This is a genomic window from Streptomyces sp. NBC_01237, assembly GCF_035917275.1.
Lineage (GTDB): Bacteria > Actinomycetota > Actinomycetes > Streptomycetales > Streptomycetaceae > Streptomyces.
Genome location: NZ_CP108508.1, coordinates 4,610,568 through 4,628,134 on the forward strand (window position 1 = coordinate 4,610,568; position 17,567 = coordinate 4,628,134).

Annotated in this window: 25 protein-coding genes; all 25 read right to left on the reverse strand. The window is 70.6% G+C overall.

What is annotated here, in order from left to right:
* Positions 1-86: 86 nt before the first annotated feature.
* The gene (locus OG251_RS20285; RefSeq protein WP_326678518.1) at positions 87-245 is read right to left on the reverse strand and encodes an Rmf/CrpP fold protein; all 159 of its coding nucleotides are present in this window, start codon (positions 243-245) and stop codon (positions 87-89) included.
* Positions 245-2,053: a phage minor capsid protein gene (locus OG251_RS20290; RefSeq protein WP_326678519.1), complete on the reverse strand. Its 1,809-nt coding sequence runs from the start codon at positions 2,051-2,053 to the stop codon at positions 245-247. Before OG251_RS20290 ends, OG251_RS20285 begins: the two co-directional genes overlap by 1 nt.
* Before the next feature lie 12 nt (positions 2,054-2,065).
* Entirely contained in the window at positions 2,066-3,559 is a 1,494-nt protein-coding gene (locus OG251_RS20295; protein WP_326681327.1) for a phage capsid protein, read from the reverse strand.
* A gap of 2 nt (positions 3,560-3,561) precedes the next feature.
* The gene (locus OG251_RS20300; protein WP_326678520.1) at positions 3,562-3,786 is read right to left on the reverse strand and encodes a hypothetical protein; all 225 of its coding nucleotides are present in this window, start codon (positions 3,784-3,786) and stop codon (positions 3,562-3,564) included.
* Positions 3,783-3,962: a hypothetical protein gene (locus OG251_RS20305; protein ID WP_326678521.1), complete on the reverse strand. Its 180-nt coding sequence runs from the start codon at positions 3,960-3,962 to the stop codon at positions 3,783-3,785. Before OG251_RS20305 ends, OG251_RS20300 begins: the two co-directional genes overlap by 4 nt.
* A gap of 12 nt (positions 3,963-3,974) precedes the next feature.
* Entirely contained in the window at positions 3,975-5,207 is a 1,233-nt protein-coding gene (locus OG251_RS20310) for a PBSX family phage terminase large subunit (protein ID WP_326678522.1), read from the reverse strand.
* On the reverse strand, positions 5,197-5,679 hold the full coding sequence (locus tag OG251_RS20315; RefSeq protein WP_442818352.1) for a helix-turn-helix domain-containing protein: 483 nt from the start codon (positions 5,677-5,679) through the stop codon (positions 5,197-5,199). Before OG251_RS20315 ends, OG251_RS20310 begins: the two co-directional genes overlap by 11 nt.
* A gap of 198 nt (positions 5,680-5,877) precedes the next feature.
* Positions 5,878-6,339, reverse strand: coding sequence for a hypothetical protein (locus tag OG251_RS20320; protein WP_326678523.1), 462 nt, complete (start codon positions 6,337-6,339; stop codon positions 5,878-5,880).
* A 452-nt stretch (positions 6,340-6,791) separates the two neighbouring features.
* The gene (locus OG251_RS20325) at positions 6,792-7,436 is read right to left on the reverse strand and encodes a hypothetical protein (RefSeq protein ID WP_326678524.1); all 645 of its coding nucleotides are present in this window, start codon (positions 7,434-7,436) and stop codon (positions 6,792-6,794) included.
* A 9-nt stretch (positions 7,437-7,445) separates the two neighbouring features.
* Positions 7,446-7,796, reverse strand: a complete 351-nt coding sequence (locus OG251_RS20330; RefSeq protein ID WP_326678525.1) for a hypothetical protein — start codon at positions 7,794-7,796, stop codon at positions 7,446-7,448.
* An 822-nt stretch (positions 7,797-8,618) separates the two neighbouring features.
* A complete protein-coding gene (locus OG251_RS20335; RefSeq protein ID WP_326678526.1) occupies positions 8,619-9,488 on the reverse strand; it encodes a hypothetical protein in 870 nt (289 codons plus the stop codon).
* A 2-nt stretch (positions 9,489-9,490) separates the two neighbouring features.
* On the reverse strand, positions 9,491-10,366 hold the full coding sequence (locus OG251_RS20340) for a hypothetical protein (protein WP_326678527.1): 876 nt from the start codon (positions 10,364-10,366) through the stop codon (positions 9,491-9,493).
* Complete coding sequence (locus OG251_RS20345; RefSeq protein WP_326678528.1) at positions 10,363-10,800, reverse strand: hypothetical protein; 438 nt, start codon at positions 10,798-10,800, stop codon at positions 10,363-10,365. The genes OG251_RS20340 and OG251_RS20345 overlap by 4 nt, the downstream gene beginning before the upstream one ends.
* A complete protein-coding gene (locus OG251_RS20350; protein ID WP_326678529.1) occupies positions 10,800-10,940 on the reverse strand; it encodes a hypothetical protein in 141 nt (46 codons plus the stop codon). Before OG251_RS20350 ends, OG251_RS20345 begins: the two co-directional genes overlap by 1 nt.
* 58 nt (positions 10,941-10,998) lie before the next feature.
* Positions 10,999-11,217, reverse strand: coding sequence for a hypothetical protein (locus OG251_RS20355; protein WP_326678530.1), 219 nt, complete (start codon positions 11,215-11,217; stop codon positions 10,999-11,001).
* Positions 11,214-11,396 (reverse strand): hypothetical protein, encoded by a 183-nt coding sequence (locus OG251_RS20360; protein ID WP_326678531.1) that lies wholly within the window; start codon positions 11,394-11,396, stop codon positions 11,214-11,216. The genes OG251_RS20355 and OG251_RS20360 overlap by 4 nt, the downstream gene beginning before the upstream one ends.
* Positions 11,393-13,171, reverse strand: coding sequence for a zinc finger domain-containing protein (locus OG251_RS20365; RefSeq protein WP_326678532.1), 1,779 nt, complete (start codon positions 13,169-13,171; stop codon positions 11,393-11,395). Before OG251_RS20365 ends, OG251_RS20360 begins: the two co-directional genes overlap by 4 nt.
* An 89-nt stretch (positions 13,172-13,260) precedes the next feature.
* Positions 13,261-13,761, reverse strand: a complete 501-nt coding sequence (locus OG251_RS20370) for a single-stranded DNA-binding protein (protein ID WP_326678533.1) — start codon at positions 13,759-13,761, stop codon at positions 13,261-13,263.
* Complete coding sequence (locus OG251_RS20375; RefSeq protein WP_326678534.1) at positions 13,761-14,234, reverse strand: HNH endonuclease signature motif containing protein; 474 nt, start codon at positions 14,232-14,234, stop codon at positions 13,761-13,763. The genes OG251_RS20370 and OG251_RS20375 overlap by 1 nt, the downstream gene beginning before the upstream one ends.
* A 122-nt stretch (positions 14,235-14,356) precedes the next feature.
* Positions 14,357-14,527, reverse strand: coding sequence for a hypothetical protein (locus OG251_RS20380; protein ID WP_326678535.1), 171 nt, complete (start codon positions 14,525-14,527; stop codon positions 14,357-14,359).
* A complete protein-coding gene (locus OG251_RS20385) occupies positions 14,524-15,009 on the reverse strand; it encodes a hypothetical protein (protein WP_326678536.1) in 486 nt (161 codons plus the stop codon). The genes OG251_RS20380 and OG251_RS20385 overlap by 4 nt, the downstream gene beginning before the upstream one ends.
* Positions 15,006-15,683, reverse strand: a complete 678-nt coding sequence (locus OG251_RS20390) for a zinc finger domain-containing protein (RefSeq protein ID WP_326678537.1) — start codon at positions 15,681-15,683, stop codon at positions 15,006-15,008. The genes OG251_RS20385 and OG251_RS20390 overlap by 4 nt, the downstream gene beginning before the upstream one ends.
* On the reverse strand, positions 15,680-16,558 hold the full coding sequence (locus OG251_RS20395) for a hypothetical protein (protein ID WP_326678538.1): 879 nt from the start codon (positions 16,556-16,558) through the stop codon (positions 15,680-15,682). The genes OG251_RS20390 and OG251_RS20395 overlap by 4 nt, the downstream gene beginning before the upstream one ends.
* An 81-nt stretch (positions 16,559-16,639) precedes the next feature.
* Entirely contained in the window at positions 16,640-16,915 is a 276-nt protein-coding gene (locus tag OG251_RS20400) for a hypothetical protein (RefSeq protein ID WP_326678539.1), read from the reverse strand.
* A gap of 226 nt (positions 16,916-17,141) precedes the next feature.
* On the reverse strand, positions 17,142-17,528 hold the full coding sequence (locus tag OG251_RS20405; protein WP_326678540.1) for a hypothetical protein: 387 nt from the start codon (positions 17,526-17,528) through the stop codon (positions 17,142-17,144).
* Between the last annotated feature and the right edge of the window lie 39 nt (positions 17,529-17,567).

Genomic DNA, 17,567 nt, shown 5'->3' on the forward strand with positions numbered 1-17,567 from the left:
CGGGCCCGCGCCTGGCGGGCCGTGTGGGCATGCAAAAGGGGCCCGCACCTGGCGGGCCCCGGGGATCGTGCTGGTCTGTGGTGCGCCTACTCGGTGAGCGGGCGCACGGTGGCATAGCCGCGAATCCACGCGGCACGAAGCAGCGTGTCAGCGGCGTACGGACAAGTGGTCGGGCGGTCGCCTCGGTGGCCAGCCTTGGCCCCCTCGACGACCGCACGCGTAATCTCCTCGCGCGTTCCCATCATCACCTCTTGTTCTGGTGGGCAGACTCGTTCAGTCGGGCCCCGTCGGCCCACCGCTGCGCCTCGCCGGTCGCCTGCTCGATGAATTCAGCCTGCGTCAACCGGCCATGCCGCGCCCACCATTCACGCAGTTCGTCGCTGGCGCGCGCGTGGGCGATCCGAGCCGGGCCGCTGAACAGCGACATGGGGTCGATACCGTCGGCCTGCGCCTTCTTGTTCAGGAGGTAGCCGCGAGTGTCGCCCTCGGCGGCGAGGTACTGCCGGTAGACGTACTCGGCGTACATCTCCCGTGCCTTGGCCCGGGTCATTCGCTCGCGCGGCTCGGCGTCGCCCGTCTTCCGCTCGGCGGCCTTGACCGCTGCGGCAAGGTCGTCGGCGAACCGGGCATCACGGGCCAGCGCCCCCCACTCCTCCGGTGCGGGCAGCGGGTCGAGGGCGTCGTCAAGGGCGGCGCGGTCGGCGAGCATGTCGGCGACCGCGTCACCGGTCGCGGCGGCGGCCGGCAAAGGATCGGGCGGGTAGCGGCGGTCGAGTTCGGCGGCGATTCGGTTGCGGTCGCGGTCGTCGAGCGAGGCGGCCCGCATCGCGGTGCCCATCTCGTCGTCGGTCATCTCGCGCATGGTCCCGTCGTCGCCGGACCGAACGCGGGCGGCCTGTACGTACGGGCTGCTCGGCGCGGTCTGCGAGGTGGGGAGGTTCGAGGCCCCGGGCTGTTCGCGGGCGCGGAGCCGTCGCAGGTCGGGGTGCGCGGTGAGGTGGTCGCGCATGGCGGTCTGCCACTGCCGAGTCTTGGCGTTTGCGGCGGTGCGGGCCTCCGGCGTTGTCGCCGCGGCCGACCGGTTCTTGTACTGCCTGATCTTCCGTTCGATTTCCCGTTGACGCTGCCCGGCCTCGTACCCCTTGGGGTCTGGCGTGGCGGTCTCGGTGCGGGTGATGCCCGGCGTATATGCGCTCACGGAATGGCGGCAGTTGGGATGCTGAAGCCCTGCGCGGCGGGCCTCGTCGAGCGATCCAGCGACCCGTACGAGCAGCTGCTCGCCGTCGCGGGTGGCGTGCTCGACCGCGGCCGTACGGGGCCCGTCCGGGCCACTGATGGTCAGTACGCGGGTCTCCCATGGACGACACAGTGAGCATTCTCGGGGGGAGTTGGACACGATGACCAGCTCTACACCGGCAGCCTCCAGCGTCCGCATGTGGCCTTCGGTCGCGGCGCGGCCCACGGCGGTGCGTACCGCCATCTCCGCGTACGAGGTGAGTTTCCACCGTCGGCCGGCGCGGTCGGTAAAGCTGGTGATTCCCTCGTCTGCCCACTTCCGCATGGCGTCCTGTGTGGCCTGACGGCGGGTAGCCGTGCCGAGCAGCGGCAGTGCGGCCACCTGGGCAACGATCGCTCGGAAACGGTCCAGAACGGTGCGCAGAATGCTGCGGTGGGTGTCCGTGACGCGGTCGACGGTCTGCTGTGCAAGGCGGTCGACGGCTTGCGCCTGCGGCGTGATTTCGTCGACCAGGCGGCGGGCGTCGTCGTCGAGCGCGCCCAGCTCGGCGACCCCGGCGCGGTGCCCGGTCGAGTACGCCTCGGCCGTCACCTCGAACACCTCCAGGCGCACGGCCTGGTCGAGCTGGTCGGTGACGGCTGTCGCCGCCCGGCGCAGCGCGGCAACCGCGGCGAGCTTCCGTTCGGCCCACTGCGGCGAATCGAACCCGCCCTCCAGTTGCTTCGCGATGATGCCAAGTAGGCGCTCCTCGGCGGACGCGTACAGGTCCCGCGTACCGGCGGCAAGGTCTTCGACCATGCCCGGGTGAATCGGCACGCGGAACACCTCCTACATGGGGTAGGTGTCGCCCGGGTCGGGTGCGCCCGCGCCGGTCTCGGCGAGGATCGCGGCCACCTCGGCATCAACGTCCGCCTGGTCCATGTCGGGCGACCGGTACTTGACCTTGGTGGCCGTGCTCACGGCTCCGGCGCGTGCGTACAGCTCCAGCGTGGTGGCCTTGGACTGCTCGCTCTCGGCGGCGAGCCGAAACTCAACCGTCGGCCGCTCCGGAACAACTCTGGCCCCGAACTGCTCGACGGCAAGCAACTGGTACGCCCACAGGAAGTCAGGGAGTCGGCTTCGCCAGTAGCCCGCCTTTCTCCCCGTGGTAACGGTGCTGTCGCGGTCGCGGGCGTCTACCTCCGTCGCGGTGATCGCTTCCCTGCGGCCTTCCAACCCGAAGCTCTGCGCGGAGTACCCAGCCGACTCGACGGCCTTGCGGGTCACGGCCTCAGCCGTCCTCTGGTGCTCCTCGACCCGGATGCCGAACTGAGCGAGTGTCAAGCCTCCGCCCTCGTTCGGCGGCATGTTGATACCGCTGTACACCTCGCGGTCGTCGTCCCATGCCGCGCCCTGGCCGGGGCCCAAGTTGGTGAGGTATCCGTCGGGCACGACGAGTCGTGCGCGGGCGAGGCGGATGTCACGCATCCAGCTTGTCCAGACATCGTCCAACGCGGCGAACTGGTCGTGAATCGGCGCGGCGTAGTCGCTGCGCCCGTACGGGCTTGCCCGGTGCAGACGGTTGGGTGTCATGTTCGGCACGTAAACGGCGGTGAGCATCCGGATACCGGTCTCCACGGATACCCCGTCGGAGCCAAGTGAGCCGATCAGGCCGGCCGTGTCGGTGTGCTCGGTGAGCGGCACGGCCCGGCCGAGATTGTCGGGGGTGCCCTCGTACAGGGCGTGCTCAATGCGGCCGGGCTCGTGGCGCTCCAGGTGCCGGTAGACGGTCTGGGTGTCGCCGCCGTCCAGCTCGCGCCAGAAGGTGACGGCCTTCATGACACCGAACGCGTACTCGGGGATGGCATTGTCCGGCTGCATGGTCGTCGGGATCGGCCGGTCCGGCACGATGTCCCGGTCCCACGTCAGCCGGAGGAAAATCCCGCTCACGGCGGCGGCCTGCTCCGCTGCGCCGAGCAGCACCTCGTGCAGGTGCATCGTGTCGAGCGCGTCGCCAATGAAGACGTTCGTCTCGGCGGTCGGTGCGGTGATCGTCGGCATGTCCGCGAACAAGAGATTGGCGGATTTGGTGGCGATGTCGCCCGGCAGCGGAACGTGCAATCTGCGTTCCCGCTTGCGCGGGTAGTCGGCCGGCTGCCGTCCCCATCGGTTCGTACGCCCGTCGCGGCCGTGCCTGTCGGCGCGGCGCGGTGCGGTCTCGCGGCGGTCATGTGCCCACGCAAGTCGGTCAGGGTCTCCGGCGTACCACATGGCGTCACGGGCCATCTCGCGGTAGACGGCGGCCATGCGCGGCGGCGGCCATGCGGACCCCGGGGCGGGCATGCTCACGGCGTCGTCACCTCCTCGGCGGTCGGGATGTGCACGGCGGCGGTGAGGGGCTGCTCGCCGTGCTGGATGCGGCGTCCCTCGCGGTCCAGGACGTACAGGTGCGCGTGTACCCCGTCGCCCTGGCTCAGGCTCAGGTCGGCGACCATCGCGGGCGGGAGACCGAGAGCGCGGCACGCTGCGCGCCGCTGGTCGAGGGTGACCTCGGTCGGGATGGTCGTCACGTGTCGGTCACCCCCTCGACGATGTTGGCGGCCTCGCGGAGGAACGCGGCGAACTCGCTGCGGATGCTGCCCGCTACGTCGCCGGGGTCGATGGTGATCGTCCCGGCCTCGCAAGGCAGGTCCCCAACGGTGATCGTGATGGGCAGGGAGATGCTGACGGCGGGGGTGTACGCCATGGTGGCGGCCTCCTATGCGGCAAGAGAGAGGATGTGCCGCCACTCGTGGGCGGCGCTGTGTACGGCGTACCTGAGCGCGTCCACGGAGTGATCGTTTAGCTTCACCGGGCGGTCTTCGCCCTTCTCGGCGGCCTTCTCGTCCCAGACGTAGCCGGGGATTTCGTCGAGCAGGCCGGTGCACGATCGGTGGATGCGGAGTCGGCTGGCCGCGAGCGCAGACGCGACGCTTCTGATTCCGTCGCTGACCTCGTTCGAGGCGCGGGCAATGCTGGGGTAGCCATCGCTCCACAATTGCGTAATCAGCGATGCGGCAGACGGGTCGATGAACGTCCACTGCGGTGTGATGCCGAGCCCCGATACCCACTCGCGGATTGCGCTGGAGTACTGCGCGTCGGTCATCTGGTGCTGTGCTGCGCGGGAATCATGGCGCCACTCTGCGACCGCGTACAGGCGGTCATCGGCACCGAGACCAAGCAGAATCGCGCTTGTCGGGTTGACCGTGCCGTAGTCGATGCCGATCCAGTAGCGGCGCATCTCCGGCAGCGTGTCGACGACGTGCTGTGCTTCGTCGTACGCCTCGTAGATCGCACCTTCGGCCATGACCCACAAGCCCAAGACGTTGCGCTTGTAGAACAGCCCGCGGTACGACGCCTTGGTGCGCGCCTTGTACTCGTCCGACAATCCGGGGTTGTCGTCCATGACGAAATGCCAGCTGCGCAACCTCGTCTCGCGCGGGCGGAGCAGGTACTCGCGCCTCGCCCAGTGGTTCGGGTTGTCCGGGTTGGTCGTCCCGAAGATCTTGCTGCCCTCGATGGAGCAGCGGGCGTTCAGCTGGTCGTAGAACGTCCTCGGGAGCGTGGTCAGCTCGTCCACGTACGCGCCCGCGCACGTCAGGCCCCTGACCTTGGGTTCGGCCTGAGCGTCGTTGGCGCCCAAGCAGTGCACGGTGCGGCCCAGTACGTTCGCGGTGGGGGCCCCGTTGGTGTACGTGATGTCGCGGGCGAGCGGTCCGAAGATCGACGGGTCGGTCAGCGGCCCGAACACGTTCCGCGCGAGGCTGTCGCGGGTGCGGCCGACCATGACCAGTTCGCCGCCCTCGGGCCGATCGGCCACGAAGTCAAGCCAACGCAACAGGCTGGCGATCGTCTTGCCGGAGCGGACCGAGCCTTCCCAGATGTTCTGGAAGGCGCGCGCCTCCATGATGCTGTCGATCTGCTTCGGGGAGAGCGCGAGGCTACGGCTCATCGGCGGCGGCCTGGTCGTCATCGGCGTCCGGGGGCGGCCCGCCGTGGCGTGCCACGTAGTCCCGGGCCAGTCCCGCCATCAGCTCGCCTACCACGCTGCGGCCCTGCTCGCCCGGGTCGGTCTTCGGCGGCAGCAGCTTGAGGGACCGGTCGAGCGCGGCCCCGGCGGTCGCCATCATGGTGCGACGGTCGGCCGGTGTCGGCTCGGGCTGCTCCTTCTGCGCATAAGTGTGGTCCTTGCCGCCCCATTCCCAGTAGAGCTGCGGCATGGTCATCTTGCCGAGTTCGCGCTCGGCGACGTCGTGAAGCCGGTGCGCCATCTCGGTGCGCCGTGCGTCAAGGTCCGCCTTGCGTACGGCCGTTGCGGTGGCTACCTCGGCGGCGCGGTCGAAGGTGAGCCCTAGCTCGGCGGCGAGCTTCGAGACGGTGCTCGGGCTGCGCTTGATCTTCCGTGCAATGTCGTTGCGGGTCATGCCCGCGGCGTGGTGGCGTCGTACCGCTCGCCGGTCTGTCTCAGTGATGGGTCGGCCCATGGGTACGCCACCTCCTCGCCGCGGTGGTCCGGGCATGCAGAACGCCCCGTCGCGGTGTGCGGCGGGGCGTTCGGGGCGGCCGTTTTCGGGCACGCTGGGGTCGCCCTGATTAGATCACGGATTGATAACGACGTGCAATCAGGCGGGGCAGAGGGTCTTGCGGAGTGCGGCGTTCAGCTGCTTGCCCTGTGCGTCCGTGAGCGGCCGGGCGTCGTTCCCGAAGCGCTGTGCGGCAAGCCAGTCGCTCTTGCCGCTCGGCGAGGCCAGGTGGCTGCACTGATTGCGGCCCGCGTCGATCGCCTTCTCCTCGTCCTCGACGATCGCGGGGTCAATCGCCTTGATCGCGGCGAGGTACGCGGCGCGATCGGCCCCCGTCGGCGCGTCCGGGATGCCCGCGCTCTTCTCGGCGTCGCTGCTCTTGCCGGGGTCGGTCGTCTCGGCGGCCGGCGCGGACGTCTTCGCCTTCGGTGAGGGCGCGGCCTTGTCCTCCTCGGCCGAGCAGGCAGTGAGCACGAGCAGCGCGGCAGCGGACGCAGCGAGCAGTGCGGCGGTAGGTCTCACGGTGGCACTCCGTACGTAGTCGTGTGCAGTGTGAGACATGTGGGGGCGGCGAATGGTTGTGGTGCTCACGCGCGCACCAGCGGGTACGACCGGTCGTACCGCTGCGCCCCGCCGTGTCGTACAGCGGGGCGCAGGTGGTCATGCAGGTGTCATACCCGCTGGTCGGCGGGCTGCGGTGTGTCCTGTCGCTCTACGCGCATAAGCATGCGGTGAGGCATGGTCCCGTCGGGTACGGCCCCGGATTCCCATGCGGACTGAAGTCCGTGGGCGAGGAATCGGGCCGCGGTACGCATGGCCTCGGCCTGTGTCATGCCGGTGCGCATGATCGTGGCGAGGGCGTCATCAAGTGCGGCGGTGCGGGGGACGGAGACGGGGCTCGGGCGGCGTCGGATGGGGCGGCGGGTAGGGTTCTGGTCAGCCATGGCGGGGTTTGCTCCCGTGGTGGTGAGGGCCCGGTCACGATGTGGAGTCGTGGGCGGGCCCGCGGCGTGTCAGTAAGCAGGGTCCTGCTCTTGGGCGTAAATCGCGGCCCTGTTCGGCTGCTCGTCAGTACCGTTCCAGATCAGCACGCGGGAGCGGTGTTCGCTCGGGCCGCGCCCGCCGCGGCTGAGAACGTGCTCCGCGAGGTCTGCGGCGGTGTAGGTGGCCGGGATGACGCTCTCGCCTGACTCCCACGCCTGCCATCCGCGTCCGGCCTCGCTTTCAAACAAGTCGATGCGCCAGGACACCTGGCGCGTTTCGCGGATCATGCGACGTACGTAAGAGTCTGTGACGCTGAGTTCCTTGGCGATGGCGGAGGGGGTTGCCCCATTGGCAGTGGCACGGTGGATAAGGCCAGGGGTGCCAAGCTCGATCGCCTTGGCGGCGCGACGGATCTTGCCCGCTGTCTCAAGTGGGATGTCCTCGGCGACTGCGTACGCGATTGCGGCGCGAAGTTGATCTGTGGCGGCTGCGTCGTAGTCGTCGGCGAGGTCCGACAGGGTGCCCGGTGTTACCGCACTCATTGAGGCGGCATGCTTGGCCTCCAGTTCGTTGAACGCCCTTTCTAGTGCACTCATCGTTGCTTCACGCACGTTTTCCACAAGGGAGTTGCGAACTCGGCGACCGAGTGATTCCGTGTTGCTTCTGCTGTCCATGAGGGCCTTTCAGCGGGCGGCGAAGAGTGCGCCCTGTGCGGGGCGCGGGGTGCCGATGATGGTGAGCTGCTGCGCGCCGTAGACGTACGTGCGCACGGGCAGGGCGCGGCGGGGGCGGGCGGGCGCGGGGGCCACGGCGGCCGGCTGTTCGGCGGTGTGCTCGGCGGCGACGGCTTCGGCGTCGACGCGGTCGCGGGCCTCGGCGTTGACGCAGGACCGGCAGACCTTCCAGCCGCGGACGGTGCAGAAAAGTCTGTTGCGGGGTCCGGCGGGGCGTCCGCAGTAGAGGGTGCGGGTGCCGGGGCGGCGGTAGTGGCCGGTGGCCTGGTGTGCTGCGCCCTGTACGGCGTGGGTGTCCATGGGGTTTGCTCCCGTGGTGGTGGATGGCGAGGTGTGGAGCCTCGCCGGTACCGAGTACCGTATTCCCTCGGTACTCAGTACCGCAAGCGTCGCGCCTGCCTCGCCTCGCGGCACTCGGGGCACCGGCAGCGACACCGCCTGTAGCCCCGCTCCGTGCCATGCCATCCGGCATCAACTCGGCCGGCCATGAGGGCAGCGTCCAGCGCATCGGCCCACGTGTCGTCGTACGCCTTGAATCCGTGAATCTGCTGACTGGTTACACCAAAGGCGGCGGCAGCAGCCGTGATGTGCTCTCCGGTAGTCAGCCGGTCCAGAAGCGCACCTCGGATGCCTTGCGGAAAGCGGCTGTCGGCCGCGGCCTTGCGCACCTGGAATTCAGCGTCGCCCCGAACCGCAGCGCACTTGGTGCAGCGCGTCGGCGCGTCCTGCGGCAAGGGAGCGGCACAGTGCTTGCAGCGGTGCCCGTCGCCTACCTCAGCCCTACGACGTCCCCAATAGGCGCATCCTGCACAGCCGTTGACGGCGGGGTTCTGCCAGCAGTTGCAATGAGTGCAGCGGACAACAGGCATGAAGAGATTCCTTGGGGAGCATGATTCAGGGGATGCCCCGCACGCGCGGGGACAACTGCTGATCCCCGCATTCTGCGGGGACGACTGCAACCGCAAGCACAGAAGCGGACCAGCCCCGCCGCGCGGGGAACGCTTCGTACTGCTCGTCCACGAACGCTTCGTTCAAGGACCAACCCCGCATAGGCGGGGACCGCTCTGATGGTATCGAAACCGGTCACCGCCTACGCGGGAGTTGGCGCTATTTCTGTCTGTGCTATCGCTTGGCCCGGCGCTGCGCGGCATTGAGTGCTACGTAGAAGCTCACCAGTTCGGCACCTGCCCACTCCCGGCGGCGCCGGCCGTTCAGCGGCACGGGCGCGGTGCAGTTGCTTCCCGTGCCGCACTCGATGGTCGCCGCGGCCGGGTCACCGCTCCGGGTGTACGCGGTGAGCGGGCCCCGGCAGTACGGGCATGGCTGGCCAAGCTGGGTGGGCTGATTGTCGCGGCCGAGTGCCCGCTCGACTCGTGCGCGGGCGCGGCGGGCAGTCGTCGCAATCGTTTCGCTGAGCGGCGGCAGGACGGGGCTGAACAGGTCGCCGGACTCCTCGCCGAGCGCGCGTCCTTCCAGCCACACGGCGGCCCAATGCAGTCCGTGTGTCCGGCTTCCTGGGGTGGTGGGTGAGGCGGTGCGCCATCGTGCGGGGTCGGCGCGGTCGGCTGAGTCGATGTATGCCTGGGAGCGGTAGCCGCCTCGGGGGGCTGCCCGGCCGCGTACGGGCTGTGGGCGGTGGTAGCGGCGCCGTACGGGGCGCTGTACGGCGGCGGCCACGGTGTCGCACAGTTGGAACAGCTCGCGCTCGGTCTCCACGGCAGCGTTCAGCGCGGTGAGGTTGAGGGGGGCGGGATGCTCGCGCAGGATCAGTGGCAGACGTCCGACGGCCGGCGTGTCGTTGGGCTCGGCCTCGGCCTCGGGGGTGGCACCGAGGGCGCGGGAGTCACGCGGCGGCCATTCGGCCCGGGGCGGGCAGTCGATCGCGGCGAGTAGGTCGCCCCACTGCTCGCGGACGGCGCGCAGATCGGCGGCTGTCTGCTGGCGGTCGAGGTAGTCGACGGCGTCGGGCCGGATGGTGGGCGGGTTGGTCATGGTCACTGCTTCCGGCCGGTGATGGCGTCGTAGTAGTCGGTGAGGTGCTGGCGGGCCTCGGCCTGGCCGATGCCGGGGCCGACCATGGCGGCGAGCAGCGCGTACATCGGGTGGTCGCGGCTGATGGGCTTGGGGGTGCGGATGTCGGCGAGGGCCTGCTCGGCGGTCTTTGCGCGGCGCTTCCAGCGGCGGCGGGATGCCCGGGTGACGCGGAGTTCGGACGCGGTCTGCTGGGCGCGGAGACGGGCGGAGTGCCACGCGGCGTGGAACCGCTCCGAGTCGCCCATGTGCCGTGCGCCGAGCGCGGACGCGGTCTCGGTGCGCTTGGCGGCGTCCCGTTCGGCGGTGCTGCGCCAGTCGCGGGCTCGGCGGCCGGCTTCGGTGGCGGGCAGGTGGTAGTGCGTGCCGAGTTCGGTCCAGGCGTCGGCGGCGGTGCGGGCGTGCTTGATCCGCAGCAGGGTGTTGGTAGCGCGGTCGGCGACGCGTTCGGCTTTGGCGCGGGCTTTCTCGGCGGCGGCGAGTCGGATAGCGAATTGCTCGGCGGCGGCGAGGCGTTCCTCGGCGTCGAGCAGCCGCTTGCCACTGCGGGTGAGCGTTTTCGCGGCGTACTCGGTGATCTCCTCGAACGGGGTCTCGGCCGACCGGGCGAAGACCGCGGCGAGGGTTCGGCGGTGCCGGTCGTACGCCTCGGCGATCTCCTTCATGTCGGCCTCGGCCCGCTCGGCGCGGCGCTCGGCGGCGTCGATCTGCCCGGCGGCGGCGGTCAGGTTCTCTCCGGCGGTGCCGTACGCGGCGGCGAGGGCGGGGCGGAGCCTCGCGAGGGCGGCCTCGGTGTCGTTGAGGGCCTGGCGGGCGGCGTCGATGGGGACGGTGGTCACGGCTGCTCCGGGGTCGAGGTGGCGAGGTGGGCGGTCTGCTCGTCCAGGAACGCCCGGACGTTGGAGTGCGACCGGATGGTGAGCAGTCGGGAAAGGGCCTGCCGGTGCTCGGCTCGGCGCTGCGCCTCGACGGCCCGGTACGCGAGCAGCTGCTCGCGGACGTCGGCGGCGTCCTGCTCGGCCTCGCGGATGGCGTCGTGTGCGGCGTCAAGCTGGACGGCTTGACGCTGAATGAGCGTCTGCTGTCCGGCGACGGTGCGGCGCAGTTCGTTGGCGTCAGACAGCTCGGTTTCGACGTGGGCGCGAAGCAGGGGGCGTTCGACGTCGAGCAGTGCGCCTCGCTGCATGCGGGAGAGGAGCACGAGCAGGGACTCGCGGCGGGTCTCACGCTCGGCGGCGCGGCGCTTCCGCTCGGCCATGGTGCGGCGGGCCATCAGGTGCGGTCCTTCCGGGCGATGATGCGGCGGCGGTGCCAACGGTTGGAGAAGGGCACGTCCATGTACAGGAGCAAACAGGAGCAGAGCAGCCCGGTGCGGTGGGCGAGGTAGCGGAACGAGCAGCGGCGAACGGCCATGTACGGGGCTCCCGGTGGGGTGCGGGGCGCCGCGGCAATGGCGGCGCCCCGGGGGTGGTTACTGCGGGGGGTGAGGCTGGGAGCCGCAGATACGGCGGCAGGTGTAGCAGTAGTGCGGGCTCTGCTCGTCGTTGGCGATGGGGACCGGTGCGAGGCGGGTGAGAATCTGCTCGTCGCCGCGGCGCGGTCCGGTGGTGCGTGTCCACATGCCGACGGGCAGCCCGGCGGCGACGACGACGAGTGCGACGTAGGCGGCGGTGGCCGCGGCCCCGGTCATCGGCCGGCCTTCGGGGTGCAGTGGCCGGTGTGGCAGCGGGTCTCGCTGCTGGCGACGTAGTGGACGTGGTGGCCGTCGGCGGCGAGCTGGTCGGCGGCTTCGCGGGCGGCGTTGGTGCGGCCGAACATGCGGGAGTGGAGCAGCGTGGTGGCGACGGGCGCCGGGGTCGGGGTACTCATCGGCTGGCCTGCTGCCTGCGGTAGGCGCGGCTGCGGTCCTGGTGCGTGTCGGCGGTGCGCTGGCGTGTGCCGTTGTGGCTGGTGCAGAGCTGCCCGGCGGGCGCCTTGCACCGGGGGCACGGTACGGCCAGCTGCGGGAACGCGAGCGGCTGCTCCTCGACGGCCTTGTACTCGCGGTGGAACACGTCGAGGGGGCACGCGCTACCGCACTGGCCGGGCCTGTCGTCGCGCCAGTCATACGCAACTGCGGTACGTCCGCTTTCGGCTACCCACACGCGGTTGACGGTGACGATGCGCCCGGCGTCCGGGGCGGTCCGCTTCTCGTACCGGTCGCCGACCGTGGGCACGGCGAGCTGCTGCTCGGCCTGGTCGTCGTCCTTGCCGGGGTCTACGAACTCGCGGTCGGGGTGGATGAGCGCGGCGGCCCACGTGGACCAGCCGCGGGCCTGGCCAAGCGTGGTGATCTGCTTGGCGAGCAGCCGGGCGTGCCGGTTGAGGTAGTCGGCAGCGATCTGCGGGGCGCGGTGGTGGGGGATGTCGTCGGCAATCTCGTCGACCAGCGCCGTGATGGTGTCGAGGTGGTCGGCGTCGGCCTGGCGCTGCTCCAGCTCGGCGACGGTGAGCAGCGCGGGGCCCTCGGCCTGGTCGTCGCGGTCGAGCGCGGCGATGGTCGGGCACGGCCACTGTTCGGCGTCGTGCGCGCAGTGCGGGGAGTCGATGTACTGCGTGTGCAGGTCGCGGGCGGTAACGATGCGCGCGGCGTAGCGGTTGGCGTCGCGGGTGGCTTCGTCCCGCTTGGTACGGAGCCGGCCGTTCTCGCGGCGGGCATCCTCCAGCTCGATCGCGGTCGTGGCGTACAAGCGGACGGCGTGATCGGCGCGTGCTTCCCACGTCAGCCCGGTCGGCTGCTCCGTGGTCGTGGTGAGTCCGGCGAGGCGGCGCAGCAGCTTCACGGCGTCACCGCGGCCGGGGTCGCACTCGTAATCCTGGGGCAGTGCCTCGATGGCGTCGGCGCCGCCGAGCAGTGCCGCGCGGCGGATCGCGGCTTCGTCGAACGGGTCGAGGCGCGGGGGCTTGTCAGCGGTGGCCGTGATGGGCGCGGGCTCTCCGGCCTCGGCACCGGTCAGCCACGCGGACCGCTGCTCCTGGTCCTCGTCGCCCTCGTACCCGGTAAGGGTCCAGCGCTCGGCGTCCCGGTTCCACACGACGGACCACGCGCGGTGGTCAGTGAGCGTGCCGTCCAGCTCGATACCGACCGGCATCCCTGCGGCCTGCGCGGCGTTCAGGGCGTCAGCGATGGACTGCCAGTAGGCGCGCTCCGTACGTGGCACGGGCTGCTCAGCGGTTGTGAGCTGGGCACGGCGGATGGTGGCGCGGTAGTAGTCGGTGATCAGCCGGTCGGCGTCGTCGGACGACACGGACCGTACGAGGGTGCTGCGGAGCGCGGACCACGCGGGCCACGCTTCCGGTACGGGGCCGTAGTCGGGCTGTTCGGCGGCCGGGTCGGGCCCGGTGCAACCGAGCTGCGCCCGGATCGGGCCGGTGTGACGCGGGTCCGTGCACGCCTCGGCGGTCGGGGCAAGTGCGGCGAGGAGCGGCACGTTGGCCTTGATGTTCGCGGCGGCCTCCTCCGACGACACACCGAACGCGGTCGGCGGAATGTCGGCGCGCTGCTGGCCCTGCGCGATGCCGCGAGCGAGCGCGCCCGACACCTGGGGGCCGAGAGCGCGCCGCATGGCCTCGGACGCGGAGCGGGGCGGGGGCTGGGTGTTCATGGGGTCCTCTCGAATGTGGAGCGAGGGAAGGGGCGTGGGTTGCTCACGCGCGCGGCGGGCGGTGCGACCGGTCGCCGCGCGGGGAAGGGTCAGAACGGGGCGTCGGCGGGGCGTTGCTGTCCCCATGTGTTCTGCTGCTGTCCGGTGTTCCACTGGTCGCGTGCGGGCTGCTGTGCCCCGTATCCGCCGGTGCTGGGCTGCTGCTGGCGACCCTGGCCCTGGTTGCCGTTGGTCTTCGTGACGGCGGCGGTGGCGGTCTTCAGCGACGGGCCGACGTCCTCGGCTTCGATCTCGTACACGGTGCGCTTAACGCCCTCGCGGTCCTCGTACGACCGCTGTTTCAGGGCTCCTTGGACGATGACGCGCATGCCGCGGGTGAGTGATCCGGCGACGTTCTCGGCGAGGCTGCGCCATGCGGTGACGGTGAGGAACAGGGACTCGCCGTCTTTCCACTCGTTCGTCTGGCGGTCGAACGTGCGGGGGGTGGAAGCCACGCGGAACTTGGCGACGGCGTGGCTGGCCGGGGTGAACTTCAACTCGGGGTCGTCGACCAGATTGCCGACGATGGTGATCACGGTTTCGCCTGCCATCAGGCTGCGGTCCTCTCGGGGGTGGTGGTGTGGTGCGAGGCGCGGGCGCGGGTGTTCTTGCAAGTCCGGCACTTCCTCGTGCCGTTCTTCGCGCGGATCGTGTTTGTGGCGTCGAAAAGATGGCCGCGATGGCACGCGGTCTGCGCGGCGCGCAAGGCCACGTGGTTCGTGCTCGCGAGGAGATTCACGCGGTGTGTGACGGCGCGCAGGTGGCTGGGCCGGACGCAGGCCCGGTTGCGGCACCGGTGGTCGATGTCGAGGCCGGCGGGGATGGGGCCGAGAGCGATCTCGTATCCGTGGCGGTACGCCTTGACGGTGCGGCCGAGCCAGAAGGTGCCGTAGCCGCGCTCGTTCCGGCTGCCGGTCCATTCGTGGCAGTGGCTGGTGACTCCGCGGACGAGTGGGAGGGGGCCGTCGAATGCGACGCGGGACCAGTAGCGCCATGCGGCGGTGGGGCGGGGCCTGGGCGGCATGGCGGGGTCCTTCCGGTCTGAGCGACGGCTCACGGCTCTTGGGCGGTACGTACCGTCCATGGGTGGACGGTAGCATGGAGGGGGGTGCGCTTGGGAGTTGTGGAGCACCCCCCCTCGTGGCGTTACGCGGCCCGTAGGGCGGCGGCGATGACCTCGGGTGCGGCAATGTGCCACCCCTGCTCGCGCAGCGTCCGTACGGCAATGTGTGCCTGTTGCTCGGGGGTGCTGGTCGGGTCGTCTCGGATGGCGGCGGCGATGATCGCTGCTACTGCGTCCGGAAGTTGGGTGTTCACCGCTGGCTGCCGGTGATGTGGCGGGCGGTGGCATGCCCGGTGGACTGGCGGGCGATCGGAGGGCGCCGCATCAGGGCGGCTAGGCGGTCGCGGTCGGCGGCTGCCTGCTCGACGGCAACGGCCTGGTGCACGCGCACCTGCCGGTCGTAGTCGGCGCGGTGGCGGGTCTCACGGGCGGCGGCCTCAGCCTGCTCCTGCTCGGCGCGAGCAGCGTTGCGCAGCTGCTCGGCGCCGTTGAACTCCCGCCAGGTGCGCCACGCGGGCCCGTGCTGCTCCTCGACAATGACGTACGCCCCGTCGGCGGTGAAGGTGCGCACCATGCGGTTCCGGGCCTTCTTGTCCGATGTGGTGCGGACGGCTGGCCGGTCCGGGCGCGAGTCCCAACTCGCTGTGATTCGCCACGCGTTGGCGCTTCGCGTGCGGTCCCGGTTGGGAGCCTTGCGCTTGTGCGGGCGGTCGGGGCGGGTGGCGTAATGCTTCATGCGGGCTGCTCCTGTCGGGCGGCGGCGGTAAGGCGGGCATCGTGGAAGTCGCGGCGAGGGCGGCCGGCCGTGCGGCACTTGGCGCCGCGGGGTGCGCGGCAGGCTTCCCACGGGCACGGCACGCTGTACGGGTCGGCCTGTCCAGCGACGGCGAGGCGGCGACGCTCGGTCATGCCGGGGCGGGTCGAAGCGAGCGTGTCAACGACGCTGCGGGGCACGTAGGTGCCGAGCTGGGCAAGGCGTTCGGCGGCGGCCTGGTCGCGCTCGGCGCGGGTGCCGGACGGCATCAGGGCACGGGGCGTAGCCACGGTGCGGCCGGACTCGATGGCGCGGCGGTGGTCGGCGATGGCGGCCCGGTAGGCGGGCTCGTCGTCGGGGTCGACGTCGGGCAGCGGGTCGAAATGGCGCGACAGCACATCACGCTTGAACGCGGCCCACGGGATGCTCACGTCGGACGGCTTGATCGGGTACGGCGACGTCGCGATGTGGCGGAACACAGCCTGCGAGGCGTCCCAATCGCGGCCCTCGGGGTGCGGGGCGGTCGGTGCGACGTCGGCGAGGACGTCGCACCACTGCTGAAGGCGCTCGGCGATGGCGGCGCGCTCGACGGGGGCGCGGCTGGGGTCGAGACGATCAACGTGGGCGAGCAGTGCGGCAACGTGAGCGGGGATCACTGAACCTTCTCCTGTCCGAGCAGTTCGGCCATGACGGCGGCGGCGTTCGCGGCGCGGCCGAGCTGGCGGCCACCGGCGCCGATGGGCACGACGTTGCTGCCGGGGGTGGGGCGTGTGGCCTGGAGGCGCAAGGTGTCGTACTTGTCGCGGAGCTTCGGCAGGCTCATCACGTTGGAGCGCCAAAAGTCCGAGTTCTGGCACCAGTCGATTGCGCCGTGTACCTGCTCCTCGCTGCGTCCGTCCTTGTCGAGCAGCAGCCGGGCCGCGGTCCGCCACGACTTGGTGATGGTTGGCCTCTTGCTGCCGTTCTGCTCGATGCGGTCGGCGAGGTGCGTGCAGATCCGTTCGACGTCGTCGCGGTCCGGCGGCGGGTCTGGGAGCGCGACAGCGGTCCCGGACGATGCTTCTTCCCTGTTCCCTGTTCCCTGTTCCCTTCCCTGTTCCCTGTTCCCTTCCGGGCGTGAGGGCTCACTGAGTTGTGTGTGAGTGCTCGACGACCTTTCATTACTGCTGGTCAGAGGCTTTTCCGGGGCAGATTCAGCCTGGTCGGGCGCGGGGTATCTGCTTGGGGTCGGGCGGTTGATTCGCTGGTGTTCTGCCCACCCGGAAATGGCGATGTACGAGCGGCGCGTGAGCGTGTAGCGAGTGATCAGTGAAAGCTCAGTGAGTGCGCGCAGGTCGTCTTCGACATCGGCGGCGGTCCGGTCGTCGAGTGGCCAGACAGCGGCCTTGATCAGTCGGGCGTCGTCGACACAGCGGCCTTCGTCGTCCACGTGGGTCCACATGCCGACGAAGGTGAGCCGCTGCTCGTACGAGAGATCGGCGATTGTGAGGGAGGTGAAGAAGGTGGGCTTGATGGTGCGGATACGGGCCACGGTGGCGCTTCTTTCGGGGTGGTGGGGCGCTGGGGGCGAGGGGCGCGGCGGCTCGTCCTCGCCCCGGGCCGTCAAGGGGTGTTACAGGGCGGCGAGGGCGGCAGCCATCCATCGGAGCTGTCCGGCGTTCTCGGCGGCGCGGCCGACGCACGCGGGGCACCACTCCAGTCCGGGGGGTGGCTCGGCAGGCAGCGGGTCGATGACAACGGCGGTGGTGGTGCGGTGGGCCCACCCGGCGGACCCGCAAAGGCCCTGCCTACCGGCGAAGTTGCCCGTCTCGCGCATGATGTGCAGGCGGCGAACCGCGGGCCCTTGGCGGCCCTTGTCAGGGTCGTACCCGCGGTGAAATGCCCTCACGGTGACTCCTGACGGAAGTAGGGACGGGTGACGCTGGGCTGGTGCTGCTCGCATCGGGGGCCGCGCCGGTATGGGCAGGTCGGGGTGGCGCGGCACCGGGGGTTTCCGTGCTCGCACGGTCGCGACGGTCGGTCGGTGGGCATCTCGACGGCAAGCTGTCCGGGGACGGGCGCGGGGGGCGGGGTGTCGAGTAGCTGGCGGGTCCGGTCGAGGCGGGCGCGCGGCGTCACCGCAGTGCCCACGCGGTCTCGGCGGCGTCGGCCGCGACTCCGGCGGATTCGACATTGGCGCGGAGGTGAATTCCTGCCCGGTCCAGTTCGTGCAGAACGTCGTCAGGGCTGTAGTAGTCCCCGGCTTCCTGCGCGGCAAGGATGCGGGCGAGAACGTCGCGGGTGGTGCTGAGTTCCTGCTCGGCGGCGATCAGGCGGGCGGCGACGGCGCGCACGTCGGCAGCGAGCAGACGGCCCACGGCGGCGCCACTGCGTCCGCTGCGCATGATGCCGTTCGCGGCGGAAACGGTTGCGTCGACCAGCTCGGGGGCGGCGGGGTTCTGGCCATCGAGGCGGGCGGCAATAACGGCCCGCTCGTCGGGGGTCATGAGAGTGATGGGCATGGTGTCCTTCCGGGGCCCGCCCGGTGGAGGCGGGCGGGC